Annotated in this window: 9 protein-coding genes; 5 read left to right on the top strand and 4 right to left on the bottom strand. The window is 70.5% G+C overall.

The genetic code is table 11. The annotated features are described in order from the left end of the window. The first annotated feature begins 155 nt into the window (after positions 1-155). The 4 genes from NP80_RS18980 to NP80_RS18960 all read left to right on the top strand — a co-directional run bounded on the left by NP80_RS18980 (position 156) and on the right by NP80_RS18960 (position 3499). Positions 156-368 (top strand): glycine zipper 2TM domain-containing protein, encoded by a 213-nt coding sequence (locus NP80_RS18980; protein ID WP_012467552.1) that lies wholly within the window; start codon positions 156-158, stop codon positions 366-368. A gap of 313 nt (positions 369-681) precedes the next feature. Beyond that, positions 682-918, top strand: a complete 237-nt coding sequence (locus tag NP80_RS18970) for a hypothetical protein (RefSeq protein ID WP_006401166.1) — start codon at positions 682-684, stop codon at positions 916-918. A 178-nt stretch (positions 919-1096) separates the two neighbouring features. After that, a complete protein-coding gene (locus NP80_RS18965; protein WP_006401167.1) occupies positions 1097-2023 on the top strand; it encodes a DMT family transporter in 927 nt (308 codons plus the stop codon). 204 nt (positions 2024-2227) lie between these two features. Continuing rightward, positions 2228-3499: an EAL domain-containing protein gene (locus NP80_RS18960; RefSeq protein ID WP_006401168.1), complete on the top strand. Its 1272-nt coding sequence runs from the start codon at positions 2228-2230 to the stop codon at positions 3497-3499. Between the two features lie 50 nt (positions 3500-3549). On the opposite strand, the gene arfB is transcribed toward NP80_RS18960, so the two are convergent. From arfB to recC, 4 genes are read right to left on the bottom strand one after another with little or no spacing between them, the layout of a single operon-like run. Continuing rightward, positions 3550-3954, bottom strand: a complete 405-nt coding sequence (gene arfB, locus NP80_RS18955; protein ID WP_006412006.1) for an alternative ribosome rescue aminoacyl-tRNA hydrolase ArfB — start codon at positions 3952-3954, stop codon at positions 3550-3552. Then, on the bottom strand, positions 3951-6239 hold the full coding sequence (locus tag NP80_RS18950; protein WP_006401170.1) for an AAA family ATPase: 2289 nt from the start codon (positions 6237-6239) through the stop codon (positions 3951-3953). The genes arfB and NP80_RS18950 overlap by 4 nt, the downstream gene beginning before the upstream one ends. After that, positions 6236-9946, bottom strand: a complete 3711-nt coding sequence (recB, locus tag NP80_RS18945) for an exodeoxyribonuclease V subunit beta (protein WP_006401171.1) — start codon at positions 9944-9946, stop codon at positions 6236-6238. Before recB ends, NP80_RS18950 begins: the two co-directional genes overlap by 4 nt. Further along, on the bottom strand, positions 9943-13281 hold the full coding sequence (recC, locus tag NP80_RS18940) for an exodeoxyribonuclease V subunit gamma (RefSeq protein WP_006407528.1): 3339 nt from the start codon (positions 13279-13281) through the stop codon (positions 9943-9945). The genes recB and recC overlap by 4 nt, the downstream gene beginning before the upstream one ends. A gap of 180 nt (positions 13282-13461) precedes the next feature. Between recC and NP80_RS18935 the strand changes: the two genes are divergently transcribed. Continuing rightward, positions 13462-15753, top strand: a complete 2292-nt coding sequence (locus tag NP80_RS18935; protein WP_006407529.1) for an FUSC family protein — start codon at positions 13462-13464, stop codon at positions 15751-15753. Positions 15754-16007 lie beyond the last annotated feature (254 nt).

The following is a 16007-nucleotide window of genomic DNA, read 5'->3' as shown; positions in this document are numbered from 1 at the left end:
GTGCCTGTGCGTGGGGGCGAAACAATTCATTACGAAACGCGTCGGGGCTTAACAAGTCCTTACAGCAGCACCGCAGGCGCGCGCGTAGATTGAATTCATGCGCGGCCGCGGGCCGGCCGCGCGCCCTTCCGTTCACTACCACAAGGACAACGATCATGAACTCGATTCGGCGTATTGGGGTGTGCGCTCTCCTCGTCGCAACGGTGGCCAGCCTGTCGGCCTGCGACTCGATGACGAGGCGCCAGCGTGACACGGCAATCGGTGCGGGCGTCGGCGGCGTCGCGGGCGCGGCAATCGGCGGCAACGCGCTGTCGACGTTGGGCGGCGCAGCGGCCGGCGGCCTGATCGGCAACCAGGTCGGCAAGTAAGCGGCACCACGCGCGCCGCGATGCGGTGCGCGACATGTCGCTCCGGTCCGCCCACGGCGCTTGCGCGGCAGCGAAGCGCCGTTTTCGCATGAGCCGCTCGCGCGCGGGTGCGGAAATGATCCGTTACCGTTTCGTACAGCGTGTCACCGGTGCGCGGCGTATGCTTCGCGTGTAATCGCGCGAACGCCCGCGCGCACGCGCATTCGGATGACGATTCACGGTGCGTACGAAGCAGGCCGGCGCGATACCGCGCCGTTCACGACGGCGCGCACGACCCACGCATCGGCCGCTCGTCGGCCGCCGGAGTGACATCATGAACAGGACGCTCGTCGCCGCCGCGCTCGCTTGCACGGCGCTCGCCGGCTGCTACTACCCGTACGGCTATTACGCGGCCGCGCCGGTTCAGCCGGCGCCCGTCTATGTCGATCCCGCACCCGTCTACTACTATCCGGCGCCCGCCTATGCGCCGGCTTGGGGCGGCTACTGGGGCCCGTCGCTGTCGCTGAACTTCGGCTTCGGCGGCGGACGCGGCGGCTGGCGCCATCACTGACGGCCGCAGGCAACCCATGCGCGTCGTCGCGGTTGCATAGCGCATGGCGCGCGTTGCGCCGTCGCGGCGCCGCGCGCTCTTCCCCCTCTTCCCGTTTCTTGTCGTTTCATTCGATCGTGAAACGACCGGCCGTAACGCGGTGTAAGATTCAGCGCATCCACCCTCTGCCGCCCGCCCGATGTCCCCGAAAAATGCGCTGTTGCTGACCGTGCTCGCCGCCCTATGGGGCGCGTCGTTCCTGTTCATCCGGATCGGCGTCGCCGAATTCGGCGTCGCGCCGCTGATGGCGCTGCGCGTCGGGATCGGCGCGCTGTTCCTGACTGCGTTCGCGCTCACGCGCTTCCCCGCCGCCGATCTCGCCGCGCGGCTGCGTCGCCATGCGGGGCCGCTGTTCGTCGTCGGCGTGCTCAATTCCGGCGCGCCGTTCTGTCTGTTCGCGTTCGCCGAGCTGACGCTGTCGGCCGGCGTGACGTCGGTGATCAACGCGACGACGCCGCTGTGGGGCGCACTCGTCGCCTATCTGTGGTTGAAGGACAAGCTGTCGTGGTTGCGCGCGCTCGGGCTCGTGATCGGCTTCGCCGGTGTGCTGACGCTCGTGTGGGATCAGGTCGCGACCGCGCACGGCGACGCCGGCGCCGGCACCACGGCACTCGCCGCGGCAGCCGCGCTCGGCGCGACGCTGCTCTACGGGATCGCCGCGAACTACACGAAACGCAAGCTCGGCGGCGTCGACCCGCTGATCAACGCGACCGGCAGCATGATCGGCTCGACCGTCCTGCTCGTGCCGTTCGCGATCGCGACGTGGCCGGCCGCGGCCGTCAGCGCGCACGCGTGGGGCGCCGTGCTCGCGCTCGGCATCGCGTGCACGGGCGTCGCGTATTTCATCTTCTTCTTTCTGATCTCGCATATCGGCCCCGCACGCGCGATCACCGTGACGTTCGTGATCCCGGTGTTCGGGCTGCTGTGGGGCGCGCTGTTTCTCGGCGAACAGGTGTCGCTCGCGATGGTCGAAGGTTGCGCGATCGTGCTCGTCGGCACCGCGCTCGCGACCGGTGCGATCAAGCGCATTCCCGGCATCGGCCCGCGCGGCGGCGAAGCGGCCTGAGGGCCGGCCGGCGGCGCGCGGCCGGCGCGGCGCGTGTGGAGTTACCCTGATACGCGCGCCGCGCCATTCCCGGTACACTGCGAACACTCATCCGCAGAAGGCGGCCCCGATGTCCCACGTTCTCCCGCATCCGCGTTCGCGCGCGATCGCACCTGCGTGGCGGCGTGAAATCGCCCCTTCCGTTCGCGCCAGCGCGCTACCGACATGAAGTCCTCGCGCGATCTCTCGCTCGACTCCCTCCTCGATCGCCTGACACCGACGCCCGGCGGCTGGGTCGCGACCTACCGCGGCACGACGCTGCGCAGCGCGTTCCAGCCCGTGCTGTCGATCACGCACAAGCGCGTGGTCGGCTACGAGGCACTGCTGCGCGTGGTCGACGCGAACGGCATGCTGATCTCGCCGACCGCGCTGTTCGACCGCACGCGCAACGACGCCGATTCGTTGCTGCTCGACCGGCTCGCGCGCTGCCTGCATACGGCCAACTTCGTCGCGCAAGGCATCGGCGACGGCTGGCTGTTCCTGAACGTAACGCCGCGCGTGCTCGATTCGGGCCTCGTGCAGCGCGAGTTCGTCGAAGCGCTGTGCCGCCACTTCTCGCTGTCGCCGAACCGCATCGTGCTCGAGGTCATCGAGCAGCCCGCGCGCGACGAAGCCGCACTCGCGCGCACGATCGACATGATCCAGCATCGCGACTTCCTGATCGCGATCGACGATTTCGGCACCGGGTTCTCGAACTTCGACCGCGTGTGGCGTGCGCGGCCCGACATCGTGAAGCTCGACCGCTCGCTCGTCGAGCGTTCGACATGGTCGCCCGACGATCGCCGGATCATGCATCATCTCGTGTCGATGCTGCATCAGGCCGGCGCGATGGTGCTCGCCGAAGGCGTCGAAAGCGACGACGCGCTGCAGGCGCTGATGGATGCCGACATCGACTTCGTGCAGGGCTTTCAGTTCGGCCAGCCCGACACGTCGATCGCGCACGCGAGTGCGGCCGTGCCCGCGATGCTCGATGCGGCGTGGCAGCGTTTCATCGCGCGCCGGCATGCGCCGCCGGCTCCTGCGCAGCCGGGCTTCGACGCGATCGAGCGGCTCGTGCTTGCGGGCGCTGCGGCGTTTGCCGCGAGCGGCGATCTGCACGATGCCGCGCAGCGCGTGTTCGCGGTGCCGGCCGCACGGCGCGTATTCGTCACCGACGAGATCGGCGAGCAGTTCCTGCCGTCGATCGGCGCTCCGGGCCCGGCCGGCACGACGCGGCTCGCGCCGCTGTTTCCGGAGACCCACAGCAACTGGTCGCGGCGGCCGTACTTCCAGCGCGCGATCGCGGCACCCGGCCGCGTCGCGCTGATGGGACCGCATTTTTCGCTGACCGAAGGCCGCGACTGCTATACGGCGGCCGTGGCAACGCATGCGCGCGGGCAGCTCGTCGTCTTCTGCGTCGATTTCGTACTCGACAGCGCGGGCACGGTGATGCGTTAGCGCCGGATCGCGCGCGTTCGATGGCGCGATGGGCGCGCTTGCGCCGCCGCTCAGTCGACGATCTTGCCGCGCCCCGACTTCACCGCGCTACGGCGCGCCTTGTGCTCGAGCCGACGCTCCTTCGACGCGCGGGTCGGCCGCGTCGCGATCCGCGCGCGCGGCGTGAACGCGACGCTGCGAATCAGCGCATCGAGCCGCGCGAGCGCGGCTTCGCGGTTCTTGTCCTGCGTCCGGTATTCCTGCGACTTGATCACCACGACGCCGTCGCGCGTGATCCGCTGGTCGGACAGCGCGAGCAGCCGCTCCTTCAGCACCGGCGGCAACGACGACACGCGAATATCGAAGCGCAGATGAATCGCGCTCGACACCTTGTTCACGTTCTGCCCGCCCGCGCCTTGCGCGCGCACGGCCGTCCATTCGACGTCGGCCGGATCGAGCGTGTAGCGGATCATCATCGCGCCGCCTCCGCGCGACGTCGCGCGAGCGCTTCGTCGACGCGTGCCGACAGGCCCGAATCGCGCTGCGTGCGGGCCGCGACTGCCTGCGCGAGCACGTGCCGCGACCCGATCACCTCCACGCGCGTGCGCGCGCGCGTGACGGCGGTATAGACGAGTTCGCGCGTCAGCACGCGACCGAACGATGCCGGCAGCACCAGCGCGGCCTCGTCGAACTCGGAGCCCTGCGACTTGTGGACCGTCAGCGCAAACGCCGTCTCGTGCGGCGGCAGCGCGGCTGGCGACACCGCACGCGCGGTGTCGTCCGCGCGGCGGAACCACACGCGCAGCACGCCGTTCGCATCGGGCAGCGCAATTCCGATGTCGCCGTTGAAGAGGCCGAGCGCGTAGTCGTTGCGCGTGACCATGATCGGCCGCCCCGTGAACCAGTGCGCACCGACCGCGAGCGGCACGCGCGCGGCGCGCCGCACCTGCGCGGCGACGAGTGCGTTCACGTGTTCCGCGCCACGCGAGCCGTTGCGCGTCGCGCAGAGGATCCGGAACCGGTTGAGTGCGTCGAACAGCGGCAGCGGATCGGGTGTGGGCGCGGCCAGCGCCGTGCGCAGCGCGTCGAGATAGGCGTCGAACCGCCGCGCGAGCCGGTCGATCGTCGCCGCGGCGAGCATATCCCCTGCATCTTCGTAAAACGACGCGGCGGCTGCGTCGTCGGCGGGCAACGCATCGAGCGCGGCCTGCACGTCGCCGCGGCGGATCGCAAGCGACAGCCGGCCGATCGGCGAATCGAGCCCGAACCTGTAATTGCGTTCGAGCCAGACGACGCAGTCGGCCAGCGGCGCGGGCGCGGACGCGGCGGGCGACGGTGCAGTCGCTTCGATGCGTGCCGACGCCGCCGCTGCGGGCGTCGACGCGAGCGCCATCGCGTTCGCGTCGAGCGGCGGCAGCACGGCAGCATCGAGCCATGCGAGTTCCTCGCCTTCGATCCACGCGGGCGCGGCGTCGTGCGGCTCCGTGGCGTTGGTGGCGTCGGTGGACGATCGTGGCGAGGAGTCGCTGTCGGCCGCCCTGGCGCCATCGTCCTGCGGTTCGTCGTCGAACAGCGACGCTTGCCGCACATCGACCGTTCGCTTGCGTGTCGTTTTGCGCGCGGCAGCGGTAGGCGGCGGCGACGCCACGGGCGAAGCTGCCGACGTCGCTCCGTTCTCGCTCGCCCCATCGTCCGGCACCGGCAATGCCGCAACGAACGCCGCTTCGTCGATCCCCAGCGCCTGCGCGATGCGCGTGCGCGCGGCGGCGGTAAACGTCGGCCGTGCGCTCAATTCCGCGAACACCGCGCCCGCCTCGACCGCCGCAAGCTGATCCTTGTCGCCGAGCAGCACGAGCCGCGCGCCCGGCGCGAGCGCATCGAGCAGATGCGCGGCCAGCGCGACGTCGATCATCGACGCTTCGTCGACGACGATCAGGTCGTACGGCAGCGGGTTGTCGCGATGATGGCGAAAGCCCGACGCACCGCCGCCGCCGAGCAGCCGGTGCAGCGTGTACGACGTGTCGGGCAGCCGCGCCGCCAGCTCGGGCGGCAGGTCGCCGGCCCGCGCGTGCAGCGCTTCCTGCATGCGCTGCGCGGCCTTGCCGGTCGGCGCGGCGAGCGCAACGCGCAGCGCCGGATGCGCGTCGAGCAGACAGGCCAGCACGCCGACGACGGTCGTCGTCTTCCCGGTGCCGGGGCCGCCACTGACGATCGTCACGCGGCCCGTCAGCGCGACGATCGCCGCGACACGCTGCCAGTCGACTTCGCCGGTCGCCGGACCGAAATAGCGCGTCAGGTTCTCGCGCAGGCGCTCGGGCGACAGCGCATCGTCCGCGCGCGCGACGCCGGCCTGCGCGACGAGCGCATCGGCAAGACGCCGTTCGTAGTCGAAATAGCGCGACAGATACAGGTGATCGTGCCGGTCGACGAGCAGCGGCCGCTCGTCGCCGCGCACGAGCGTGCCGAACGCGACGACGCCGCTTGCCGCGAGCGCCGCGCGCACGTCGTCGAGCGTCGCCTCGTAGCGCTGCGCGAGCGCACCGAGCGACACGCAGACGTGACCGGCCGCGGTCGCGCGGCTCGTCGCGAAGGCCGCGCGTGCGGCCCAGCGCGCGGCCTCGGCCGGTGCGCCCGCGCGCCGCGCGAGATCGCCGATCCGGCGCGCGAAGCCCTCCGCGAGCGCGATACCGAAGTCCGCCGGCTCGGGCAGCCGCGCGACAAGGCCGCCGGTGAATTCGAGCGTATCGTCGGACACGTTCATGCCGCCCCCCCTTCCATCATCCGGTCGAGCGCGTCGACGAGCTCGCGCGCCGGGCGCCGCGCATGCACGCCGGCCGGTGCGCCGCCGCTGCGCCAATCGGGCCGCACGCCGCGCACGAACAGGTACAGATACCCGGCGATGTGCCGATCGTAGTCGTAGCCGGCAAGCCGCGTGCGCAGATAGCGATGCAGCGCGACCGTATAGAGCAGCGCCTGCAGGTGATAAGCATGATCGGCCATCGCGGCGTCGAGTGCCTGCGGGCCGTATGCATCGGGCGTCGTGCCGAGATGGTTCGACTTCCAGTCGACGATCCAGAAGCGGCCGTCATGTTCGACGATCATGTCGATGAAACCTTTGATGAAACCGGCGAGCGTGCCCGCGTCCAGCGCGACGTCCGGATAGCCGTGCGTGACGAGCAGCCGGCGCAGCGCGCCGAGATCGAGCGACGGCGCGGGAAACAGGAAGCCCATTTCGTTCAGCCGCTTCGACGGATCGAGATCGGCGAGCCGCAGCCCGGGAACGAGCTCGGTATGCACGACGTCGTCGACGAGCCGCACCATCATCGCCGGCAGCCGCTCGGCAAGCGCGGGCTCGGCTTCGACGGGACGATCGTGCAACGCGCCGAGCGCAGCGGCGGGCCACGATGCGGGCTCCGCGAAACGGCTCAACTCGAACAGCCGGTGCAGGCACTCGCCGGCCGCCGCGCCGCGCGGAAAGACGAGAATATCGTCGTCGGGCGGTTCCGGCGCGACGGTCGCCGCCGCACCGATGTCGGCGCCCGGCACGAGCGCCGCGAGCGCGTCGTGGTCCGGCCGTAATTCGTCGTCCGGCACCGGTGCGACACCGGCCTCCTCGCGCGCGATCGACGCAGTCAACGAGCTGAAGCTCGCCATCCGCCACGCATCGCGCAGCACGCGCGTCGCGTGACGCGCGGCGAGCGTCTGCGACGCATCGTGGCCGGCCGGCAGCCGCTCGCGGCGTGCGGGCGCCGGCAGCGGCGCGACGCTGACCGGGCCGCCCGCGAGCGCGCGCCATGCGGCATCGAGTTCGGCATCGTCCGGCGGCTCGCCGAGCCACGCATCGAACGACCGGCCCGCGCCGGCGACGAGCCAGTTCAGCACGCTGCGCCGCGCCTCGCGCGTCGAGCGCGACGAGAGGTAAGGCCCGGCGACCAGATAGCAGCGATAGACCGCGCGCGTGAGCGCCACGTACACGAGCCGCGCGCGTTCCGCGGCCTGCTCGCGCAATGCCTGGCGCGCCGCGTGCGCGGCGGCCTCGTCGTCGCAGCCGTAATGCAGCACCGCGTCGCCCGCTTCGTCGTGATACTCGCGCGCATCGGGCAGCGCCGATGCGGGCGGCTCGCGCAAGCCGCCGTCGTTCAGGAACGGACAGAACACGATCGCGTATTCGAGCCCCTTCGATTTGTGTACGGTCACGATCTGCACGAGATTGCGGTCCGATTCGAGCCGCAATTGCGCTTCCTCGCCGCCGCCGTCGAGCCGCTGCGCGGCAAGCCAGCGCAGCGTCGGCGCGATGCCCGGCTGCGCGGACGCACGCGCCTGCGTCAGTTCGGCCAGATGATTGATGTCGGTCACGCGGCGCTCGCCGTCCGCGCCGGCCATCAGGCGCTCGGCGATCCGCAACTCGCGCGCGAACGTGCGCCACATCACCGCGAAACCGCGTTCGCGCCACAGCAGCCGATAGCGGGAAAACCGCTCGACCCAGCTCATCGCGTCGGCCGTATCGGTTGCGCCCGCATCGTGTTGCGCATCGGCGTCGCCCTGCTCCATGCGCCACAGTGCGCCGGCGTCGAGGCCGAACCAGTCGGACGCGAGCGCCGCGCGCAGACGCCGCAGATCGCCGGGCGCATCGATCGCCGCGAGCACGCGCTCGAGCTGCTCCGCATCGATCGTCGAGAATACCGACGCCTGCGCAAGTTCAACGCTGCCGATGCCCCACGCGGCGAGCACGCGCTTCACGAGGCTGCCCTGACGGTGCGTCTGCACGAGCACCGCGATGTCGCCCGGCGACAGCGGCGTCTCGCCGAGCCGGACATGGCCCTCGCGCGCGCCGCGCATCAGCCGCGCGATCTCGGCCGCGCATGCCTGTGCGGCCTGTGCGTGCGCATCGCGCTTGAGCAGCGTGCCGTCGCCGCCCGGCAGCATCCAGATCCGGAAGTCGCCGGACGGCGCCGGATCGGTCTCGTCCGCGAACGGCGCACGCGTGCGCGTGCCCGCGCGCACCGGGTAGTAGTCGAGCCCGTCCAACACGAAGGCGCGCGGATTCGACTGGAAAAAGCGGTTGCATGCCTCGACGATCGCCGGCGTCGAACGCTGATTGACCGCAAGCGTGTAGCACGCGCTCGCACGCGCGCGGGCGGCGAGATAGGTATGCAGATCGGCTGCGCGAAAGCTGTAGATCGCCTGCTTCGGATCGCCGACGAGAAAGAGCGGGCCTGCCGGCGCGAAGATCCGGTCGAAGATCGCGAACTGCAAGGGATCGGTGTCCTGGAACTCGTCGATCAGCGCGGCCGGATAGCGCGCGCGCAGCGTGTCGGCGAGCCACGGATGCGCATGCAGTGCGTGATACAGGTTCGCAAGCAGATCGTCGAACGACACGACGCGCCGCGTCCGCTTGCGCTCGGCGAGCTCGGCCGGCGCCGTGTCGAGCCATTCGGCGATCAGCGCGAGCCAGCGAGCGCGCTGCGCGGCGTCGGCGGCTGCGACGGCCGCTTCGAGCGCGTCGGCGACGTCGAAGAACGGATGCTCGGGCGTCGCGCCGCCCTTTTTCGTCGCCTTCTCGAGTGCGGTGCGCGTGAGCTTCAGCGCGGCCTTCGGCAACGCGGCGGCCGCATCGCGCTGCGCGAAATGCGCACCCCATGCGGCGAACGCCTCGGCGATCGCGTCGGGCTTGTGCGAGCGCTGGTTCAGCGCCGGCTGCGCGGCACGCAGCAGTGCGTCGATCGCGTCGCGCTCGGCTTCCCAGAGACGCGCCGCTTCCGCGAAGCATTCTGCCGCCGCGGCGTCGGCCGAGTCGTCGGGCTCGGCGACGCCGTCCCAGCGCAGCGCGGCGAGCGGCTTCTTCAAGCGGCGCGCGAGTTGCGCATCGAGCGCGGCCGGCCCCGCGCCCGACTGCACGAGCCAGGCGGCGAAACCGGGCCAGCGCGCCGCCGTCGGTTCGACGCGCGTGCGCCAGAAATCGGCTGCGAGCTCGAAGCGCAGCGACGCGTCGTCCGCTTCCATCTCGAACGCGAACGGCATCGCGGCCGCGAACGGCGCTTCCTGCAACGCCCGCTGGCAGAACGCGTGGATCGTGTGGATCGCCGCCTGGTCGAACGCGCGCAGCGCGCGGCGAATACGCTTGGCCGCCGTCGCGGTATCGAGCGGACCGCCCGCGGCGAGCGTCGTCTCGAACAGCTTCGCGACGAACGGATCGCCGCCGTCGTCGCCCGTGTCGAGCGCATGCGCGAGCTGCGCAAGCCGGCCGCGAATCCGCTCGTGCAGCTCGGCGGTCGCCGCCTTCGTAAACGTGACGACGAGGATCTGGTCGGCGCCGAGATCCTGCTCGAGCAGCAGCCGCACGTACAGCGCGCAGATGTTCCATGTCTTGCCGGTGCCGGCAGATGCCTCGATCTGGTTCACGCCGTCGAGCGGACACGCGAACACGTCGAGTTCGAGCGCCGGCTGCGATGGCGAAGCGGCGCTCATGCGACCTCCTTCAAATGTTCGACGAGCGGCTCGAACACGAGCCGCGCCAGCGTGCCGAACGGCTCGTCGAGCGACGGCTGCGCGCCGCGCCAGGCGATCGCGATGGCCGGATCGTCGGCCTCGCTCGCGACGCGCTCGTTGATCCACACGCTCGCGGCCTTCGCTTCGCCGTCGGTCACGCGCGCCCAGGCGCTGCGCGGGAAAAAACGCAGCGGCATCCGGCGGCCCGCGCGAAACAGCGCGGCCAGCGGCGCCAGCCGATCGAGCGGCGCGGCGACCGGCGTCAGCTCGAATGCACCGCCGCTGCCGAACCACAGCGTACGACGCGGCCCGTCGGGTTCGACGGCGCAATAGACGAGATGTGCCAGCCACGCGGACAGATAGTCGCGCGCGCTCGGCTTTGCATAGCGATAGATGATCTGTCCGGCTTGCGTCAGCCGGTTCAGCGTGCCCTGCAGCTCGAACGGCGCGCGCGTCGCGTCGCGCGCGAGCGCCTCGCTGTCGGCGCCGAACAGCGCGTGCTCGGCCTGCGGCCACGCGGGCGCGAACGCCAGCGAGAACGGGCGCCGCTCGATGCCGTCGGCAAGCGCGCGGCGCACGCTCGAGGCGAGCTGCGCGAGCGAGCCGAGCGCCTGGTCGCGCCACACGGCGCCGGTCGCGCCGCCCGGCAGTTCGGGGCTCGCGTCCGCGATACGCAGCGCATGATCGTGCGCGGCCGCTTCGTCCGATTCGATCAGCAGCGGCAGCACGCGCTCCGCGAGCGCATCGCTGCCCGCGAAGTCGAGCGCGAACGGTTCGGTGTCGAGCAGCTCGGCCTGCGCATCGGCGAGCACGATGCCGAGCCGCGCACGCAGCAGCGCGCGCGCCGGATGACGCCAGAAGCGCTCGAATTCGCCGAACGGCACCGGCTCCGCCGGCTCGGCCGGCAGCGGCTGCGCGAAGAACGGCTGCTCGCGCGGCCCGTCGCGCGACGCGTCGCCCGCGAGCAGCGAGGCCAGCGCCGCGCGCTCGGCATCGTACGACGCCATCGTGCTGTCGGGCCGGAAATAGGCAGCCGCGAACGGTTGCAGCGGATGCTCGACGATGAACGCGCGGCGCGCGGCGTCGACCGCCTCCGGCGCCGCGTTCGGGCCGGCCGTGACGAGCGCGAGGTGATCGAGCAATTCGTCGACGAGCGCCGCGGGCGGCAATGGCGCGTTGTCGCGAATGCTGCGCCCCGTGTATGCGATCAGCAGCCGGTCGCGTGCGGCGAGCAGCAGGTCGAGGAACAGATTGCGCTCGTCGTCGCGGCGCTGACGGTCGCCGAGCTTCGGCAGCACGGCCATCAGGTCGAACTCGTCGGCGCGCGCGAGGCTCGGCAGCACGCCGTCGTCCATGCCGAGCAGACAGACGATCCGATACGGCAGGCCGCGCAGGCTCGTCAGCGACGAGAACGTGACGCCGCCCCACGGCACGCCGCCGCGCGCCGGATCGTCGAGCGCCGCCGCGAGCCCCGCGCGCACGACGGCCGCGGGCAGCGCTTCGTCGGCCGCGCCTTCGGTCATCGCGGCGAGCATCGCGTCGAGCGCGTCGCGCACGCCGGCAAGCGCGTCCGCATACGCGGCGCCGGAATCGAAGAAGCGCGCGAGCGTGTCGGCGAACAGTTCGCTCCAGCCGCGCGGCGTATGCGCGTCGGCGAGCCGCCGCGCGAAACCGTCGAGATCGTCGGTGAAGCGCGCGAGCCGGCCGAGCAGTTCCGCTTCGCTGCCGGTTGCCGCTTCGATCGGCAGCCACGCGCCGACCGGCGCTGCGCCGTCCGGCATCGCGTAACCGAGAAAGAGGCGCGCCAGCGCATCGGAGAACGTGTGGCGCGGCGTCGGCACGGCCGCGTCGTCATGCGCGACCGGCGCGAGCCCGCGCCGCGCACCGGCAGCCGCGAGCCAGGTCTGCACCGTTTCGAGCGCGCTCGCGTCGATCCCGTAGCGCGCGGCCACCGCATCGACGCGCAGCCATTCGACGAGCTCGGGCGCGCCGACCTGACGTTCGGGCAGCGCGAGCCAGTCGAGCAGCACGCGCGCGACCGGGTTCGCCTGCGACGGCGGCAGCCCGGTGATCCGATACGGGATGCGTGCGCCGCCGGGGCCGGCGGTGCCGAACACCGCGTCGATCAGCGGCCCGGCCGCCGCGAGATCGGCCACCGCGACCAGCACGTCGGACGGCTGCAGGCTCGAATCGGCGTCGAACCAGCCGAGCAGACGGTCGTGCAGCACCTCGAGCTGACGCGCGAGGCTGTGGCACACGTGCACCTCGATCCCGCGTTCGGCAGGCGGCTCGCCGAGCGCGGCTTCCGGCTGCAGATCGAGGATCGCGTTCTGTACGCGCGCGAGCCAGGTCGGCGCGGGATTCTCGACGAACCGCGACGCATCGCCGAGCGCCGCGCTTTCGGTCAGCTCGTGCAGCATGTGCAGCTGCGCCTGCGTCTGCCTGCCCCACTCCGCGAGCAGCGGATGGCCGACTTCCTGATAGTCGAGCCGGCCGGCCGCATCGAGCGCTTCTGCATGCGCGGCCGTCACGATGTCGAACCAGAATTCGCGGCACGGATTCAGCGCGTACACGCGCACGTCGATCCAGCGCGACAGCTCGCGCAGCAGCGCGATGTGCAGCGGCGGCATCGTCGGCAGCGCGAACACGCTGACCGACTCGGGCCAGTCGATTCGTGAGATCGCGTCGGCATCGATCTGCCGCGCGCCGACGAGAAAACGATGCGCAGGCGGCGCGCCGCTGTCGCTCAGCTCCGCGAGCAGCGCGCGCCACAGCGCAGCCTGCCAGCGCTCGTCGTCGCGTGCGGCCTCGCCGATCGCGCGCGGCGCGCCGTCGGCCGCGAGCACCGATTCGCCGGCCTGCCAGGCGGCCAGCCATTCGGGACGATAGGTCAGGTAATGGTCGAGCACGGTGGCGACGCGATGCGCGAGCTCGTAGCGCATCGCGTCGTCCGACGCGCCGAGATACGCGGCCAGCCGCGGCGACGCAAGCCACGGCGCATGCTCGGGCGCCTGCGCGAACAACCGGTAGCAGCGCCACACGAGCCGGTCGGGCGCGAACGGCGAACGCGCGGGCACGTCGAGCACGCGGCCGATCTGCGTCCACAGCCATTGCGCGAGATACGTGAACTCGACATTCGCGCACACGCCGTGACGCGCGGCGATGTCGAGCTCGAGACGGCGACGCAGCGCGGCGCTCGGCACGATGATCTGCTGCGGCGCCCACGGGCCGTTGCGGGCCGGGAACGCGGCGAGATCGTCGAGCAGCGCGTCAGCCAGCGTTTCGTGGCGATTCGAATAGAAGAGCTGGAGCATGAAAGGACGTTGGAGCGTCGGGCCGGACAAGCCCGGCGAACGGGTTCCCCAAGGATAGCAAAAGGCCCGTCGCGGCGAGCATCGGCCGGACGGCCAGGTTTTGCGGCGCGCGAAATACGATAGACTCGTCGCCAGTCAATACGCCGCCCCGGGCGTCTTCGTCAGCCATTCAGCCCATCGATGCGCTATTCGGTCGAAATCAGAAAGTTTCTTTACAGCCAGTACTTTTTCGGCGGCCTGCGGATCGCAGTCGGCGTATCGTTGCCGGCCGTGCTGTGTCTGATCGTGTTTCACAACCGCGAGCTCGGCTTCACGATCTCGACGGGCGCGCTCGGCGCATGCGTCGTCGACATGCCGGGCCCGCTGAAGTACAAGCACAACGAAATGCTCGCGTGCAGCGTGATCGGCGGGCTCGCGGCGCTCGCGACGGGGCTCGCGACGCCGAACATCTTCGCGCTGTGGCTGACGATCGTGCCGCTCACGTTCGCGCTGTCGCTGATCGTCGTCTACGGCAACCGCTGGCCGCAGATCAGTTTCGCGACACTGTTCATGATGGTGATGACGCTCGAAGAAAAGCTCACGCCGCTGCAGGCGTTCGTGAATGCCGGATGGATTCTCGCGGGCGGCCTCTGGTACACGTACTGGGCGACGCTCGTCTCGCAGTGGCAGGCGCGCCGCATCGAGCAGCAGGCGCTGGCCGAGAGCCTGTTCGCATGCGCGGACTACCTGCTCGCGCGCGCGCAGTTCTACGATCTCGACGCCGATCTCGACGAGTGCTACCGGAACCTCGTCGCCAAGCAGATCACCGCGGTCGAGACGCAGGAAACCGCGCGCGACATCGTGCTGCGCAATCTGCCGAAGCTGCGGCGCGGCAAGCTCGATCCGGGCCGCACGACGATGTTCAACCTGTTCATCAACAGCGTCGACCTGCACGAGCTGTTCGTCGGCGCGCATACCGACTACCCGCTGATGCGCAACACGTTCGGCGGATCGGACCTGATCATTTTCTACCGCGACCTGATCCGCAAGGCGGCCGCCGATCTCGAGCAGATCGGCCTCGCGGTGCTCGAGAACCGCGCGCCGCACGCGCGCATCAGCGTGAAGGCCGAACTGCGCGCGATCGAATACGAGATCGAGCTGATGCGCAAGAAGCAGTTCCCGGCGACGCACGCGGAAGCGTACGCGGCCGTGCTCGCGACGTTCCGGCGCATCTGGAGCGGGACGCGGCTGATCGATCGCATGCGCCGCAACCTGTCCGGCCATGCCGATCCGCAGCAGACGGAGCTGAAGATCGACAAGGCGCTCACGCGCTTCCTGCAGCGCCGCCGAATGTCGCCGCTGCTGATCTTCTCGAACCTGAACATGCGCTCGCCGAGCTTTCGCCACGCGCTGCGCGTGACGATCGCGGTGGCGGTCGGGTTCTGGCTCGGCCGCCTGCTGCCGCTCACGAACGCGTACTGGATCGTGATGACGAGCATCATCATCCTGAAGCCCGGCTACTCGCTGACCAAGCAGCGCAACGCACAGCGGATCATCGGCACGCTGATCGGCTGCGCGGCGAGCCTCGCGCTCATCTACACGGTCAAGGACTCGCGTCTGCTGATCGCGATGATGTTCGGCTCGATGGTGATGAGCTACAGCCTGCTGCTGTTCAATTACGCGGCGAGCGTCGTGTTCACGTCGTCCTACGTGCTGCTGATGTTCCACCTGCTCGCACCGGGCAACATGCGCATCATCGGCGAGCGCGCCATCGATACCGTCGTCGGCTGCATGATCGCGATCGCCGCAAGCCGGCTGTTCCCGTACTGGGAATACCGGCTGATGGGCAAGCTCGTCGCCGACATGCTGACGGCGACGCGCAAGTATTTCGAAGCCGTGTGGCGCGCGGGGCGCGGCGCGTCACCGCCGGCCGTGCCTGTGGCCGACGGCGCGGCGGTCGTGCCCGGCGTGGCTGCGGCGATCGAGGCGCCGTCCACGAGCCTCGACGACGACTATCGCTATCGGCTCGCGCGCAAGGACGTGCATATCGCGTTCGCGAATCTCGGGCAGGCCTTCCAGCGGATGATGATCGAGCCGAAGGCGCACCAGCGCTTCGTGCCCGAGCTGAACGACCTGCTCGTGCAGACGCATGTGCTCGGCGCACAGATCACGGCCGCCGCGCCGCTGATCCGCGCCGCGTGCGCGGCCGACGGCAGCATCCCGCAGGACGACGCGTTGCAGCGCGGTCTCGCCGCCGTGCTCGAGAACCTGAAGAAGGCCGAAGCCGGCGAGCCGCCGCCGGCCGACCAGCTTGAAGCGACGAAGCAGATCACGCGCGACCTTGATGCGATGGTCGTGTCCGCCGAGCAATCCGACGCGGTCGATGCCGATCTGACCTACGACCTCAAGGTGCTCGCGCATCAGTGCAAGCAGATGCTCGCGTCGTCGCTGCTGATCCGCAAGGATGCGAGCGTGATCCGGCTGCCTGCATGATCCGTGCGGCCGCGGCCGGCCGCGCGTCGTTTACCGCTTACCGCTCATCGGCTGCCGGCGCGGCGTGCTGCCGGGCGAGTCCTGGCACCGGCGCGTCCTCTGCCAACGTGTCCTTCCGCACACGCCTCGCGCTGCCGCACGTGCCGCACCGCCGTCTACGCACCGACCACACCGTTCGCGCACATCCCCTGACCGGTTCGCCGCGCCGCACCGGTCAGGGAATACCCGATTCCGGTTGTCGGTCCGCGCTTGTT

The sequence above is a fragment of the Burkholderia multivorans ATCC BAA-247 genome (assembly GCF_000959525.1).
Taxonomy (GTDB): domain Bacteria; phylum Pseudomonadota; class Gammaproteobacteria; order Burkholderiales; family Burkholderiaceae; genus Burkholderia; species Burkholderia multivorans.
This window is presented reverse-complemented; position numbering and strand designations above follow the sequence as displayed.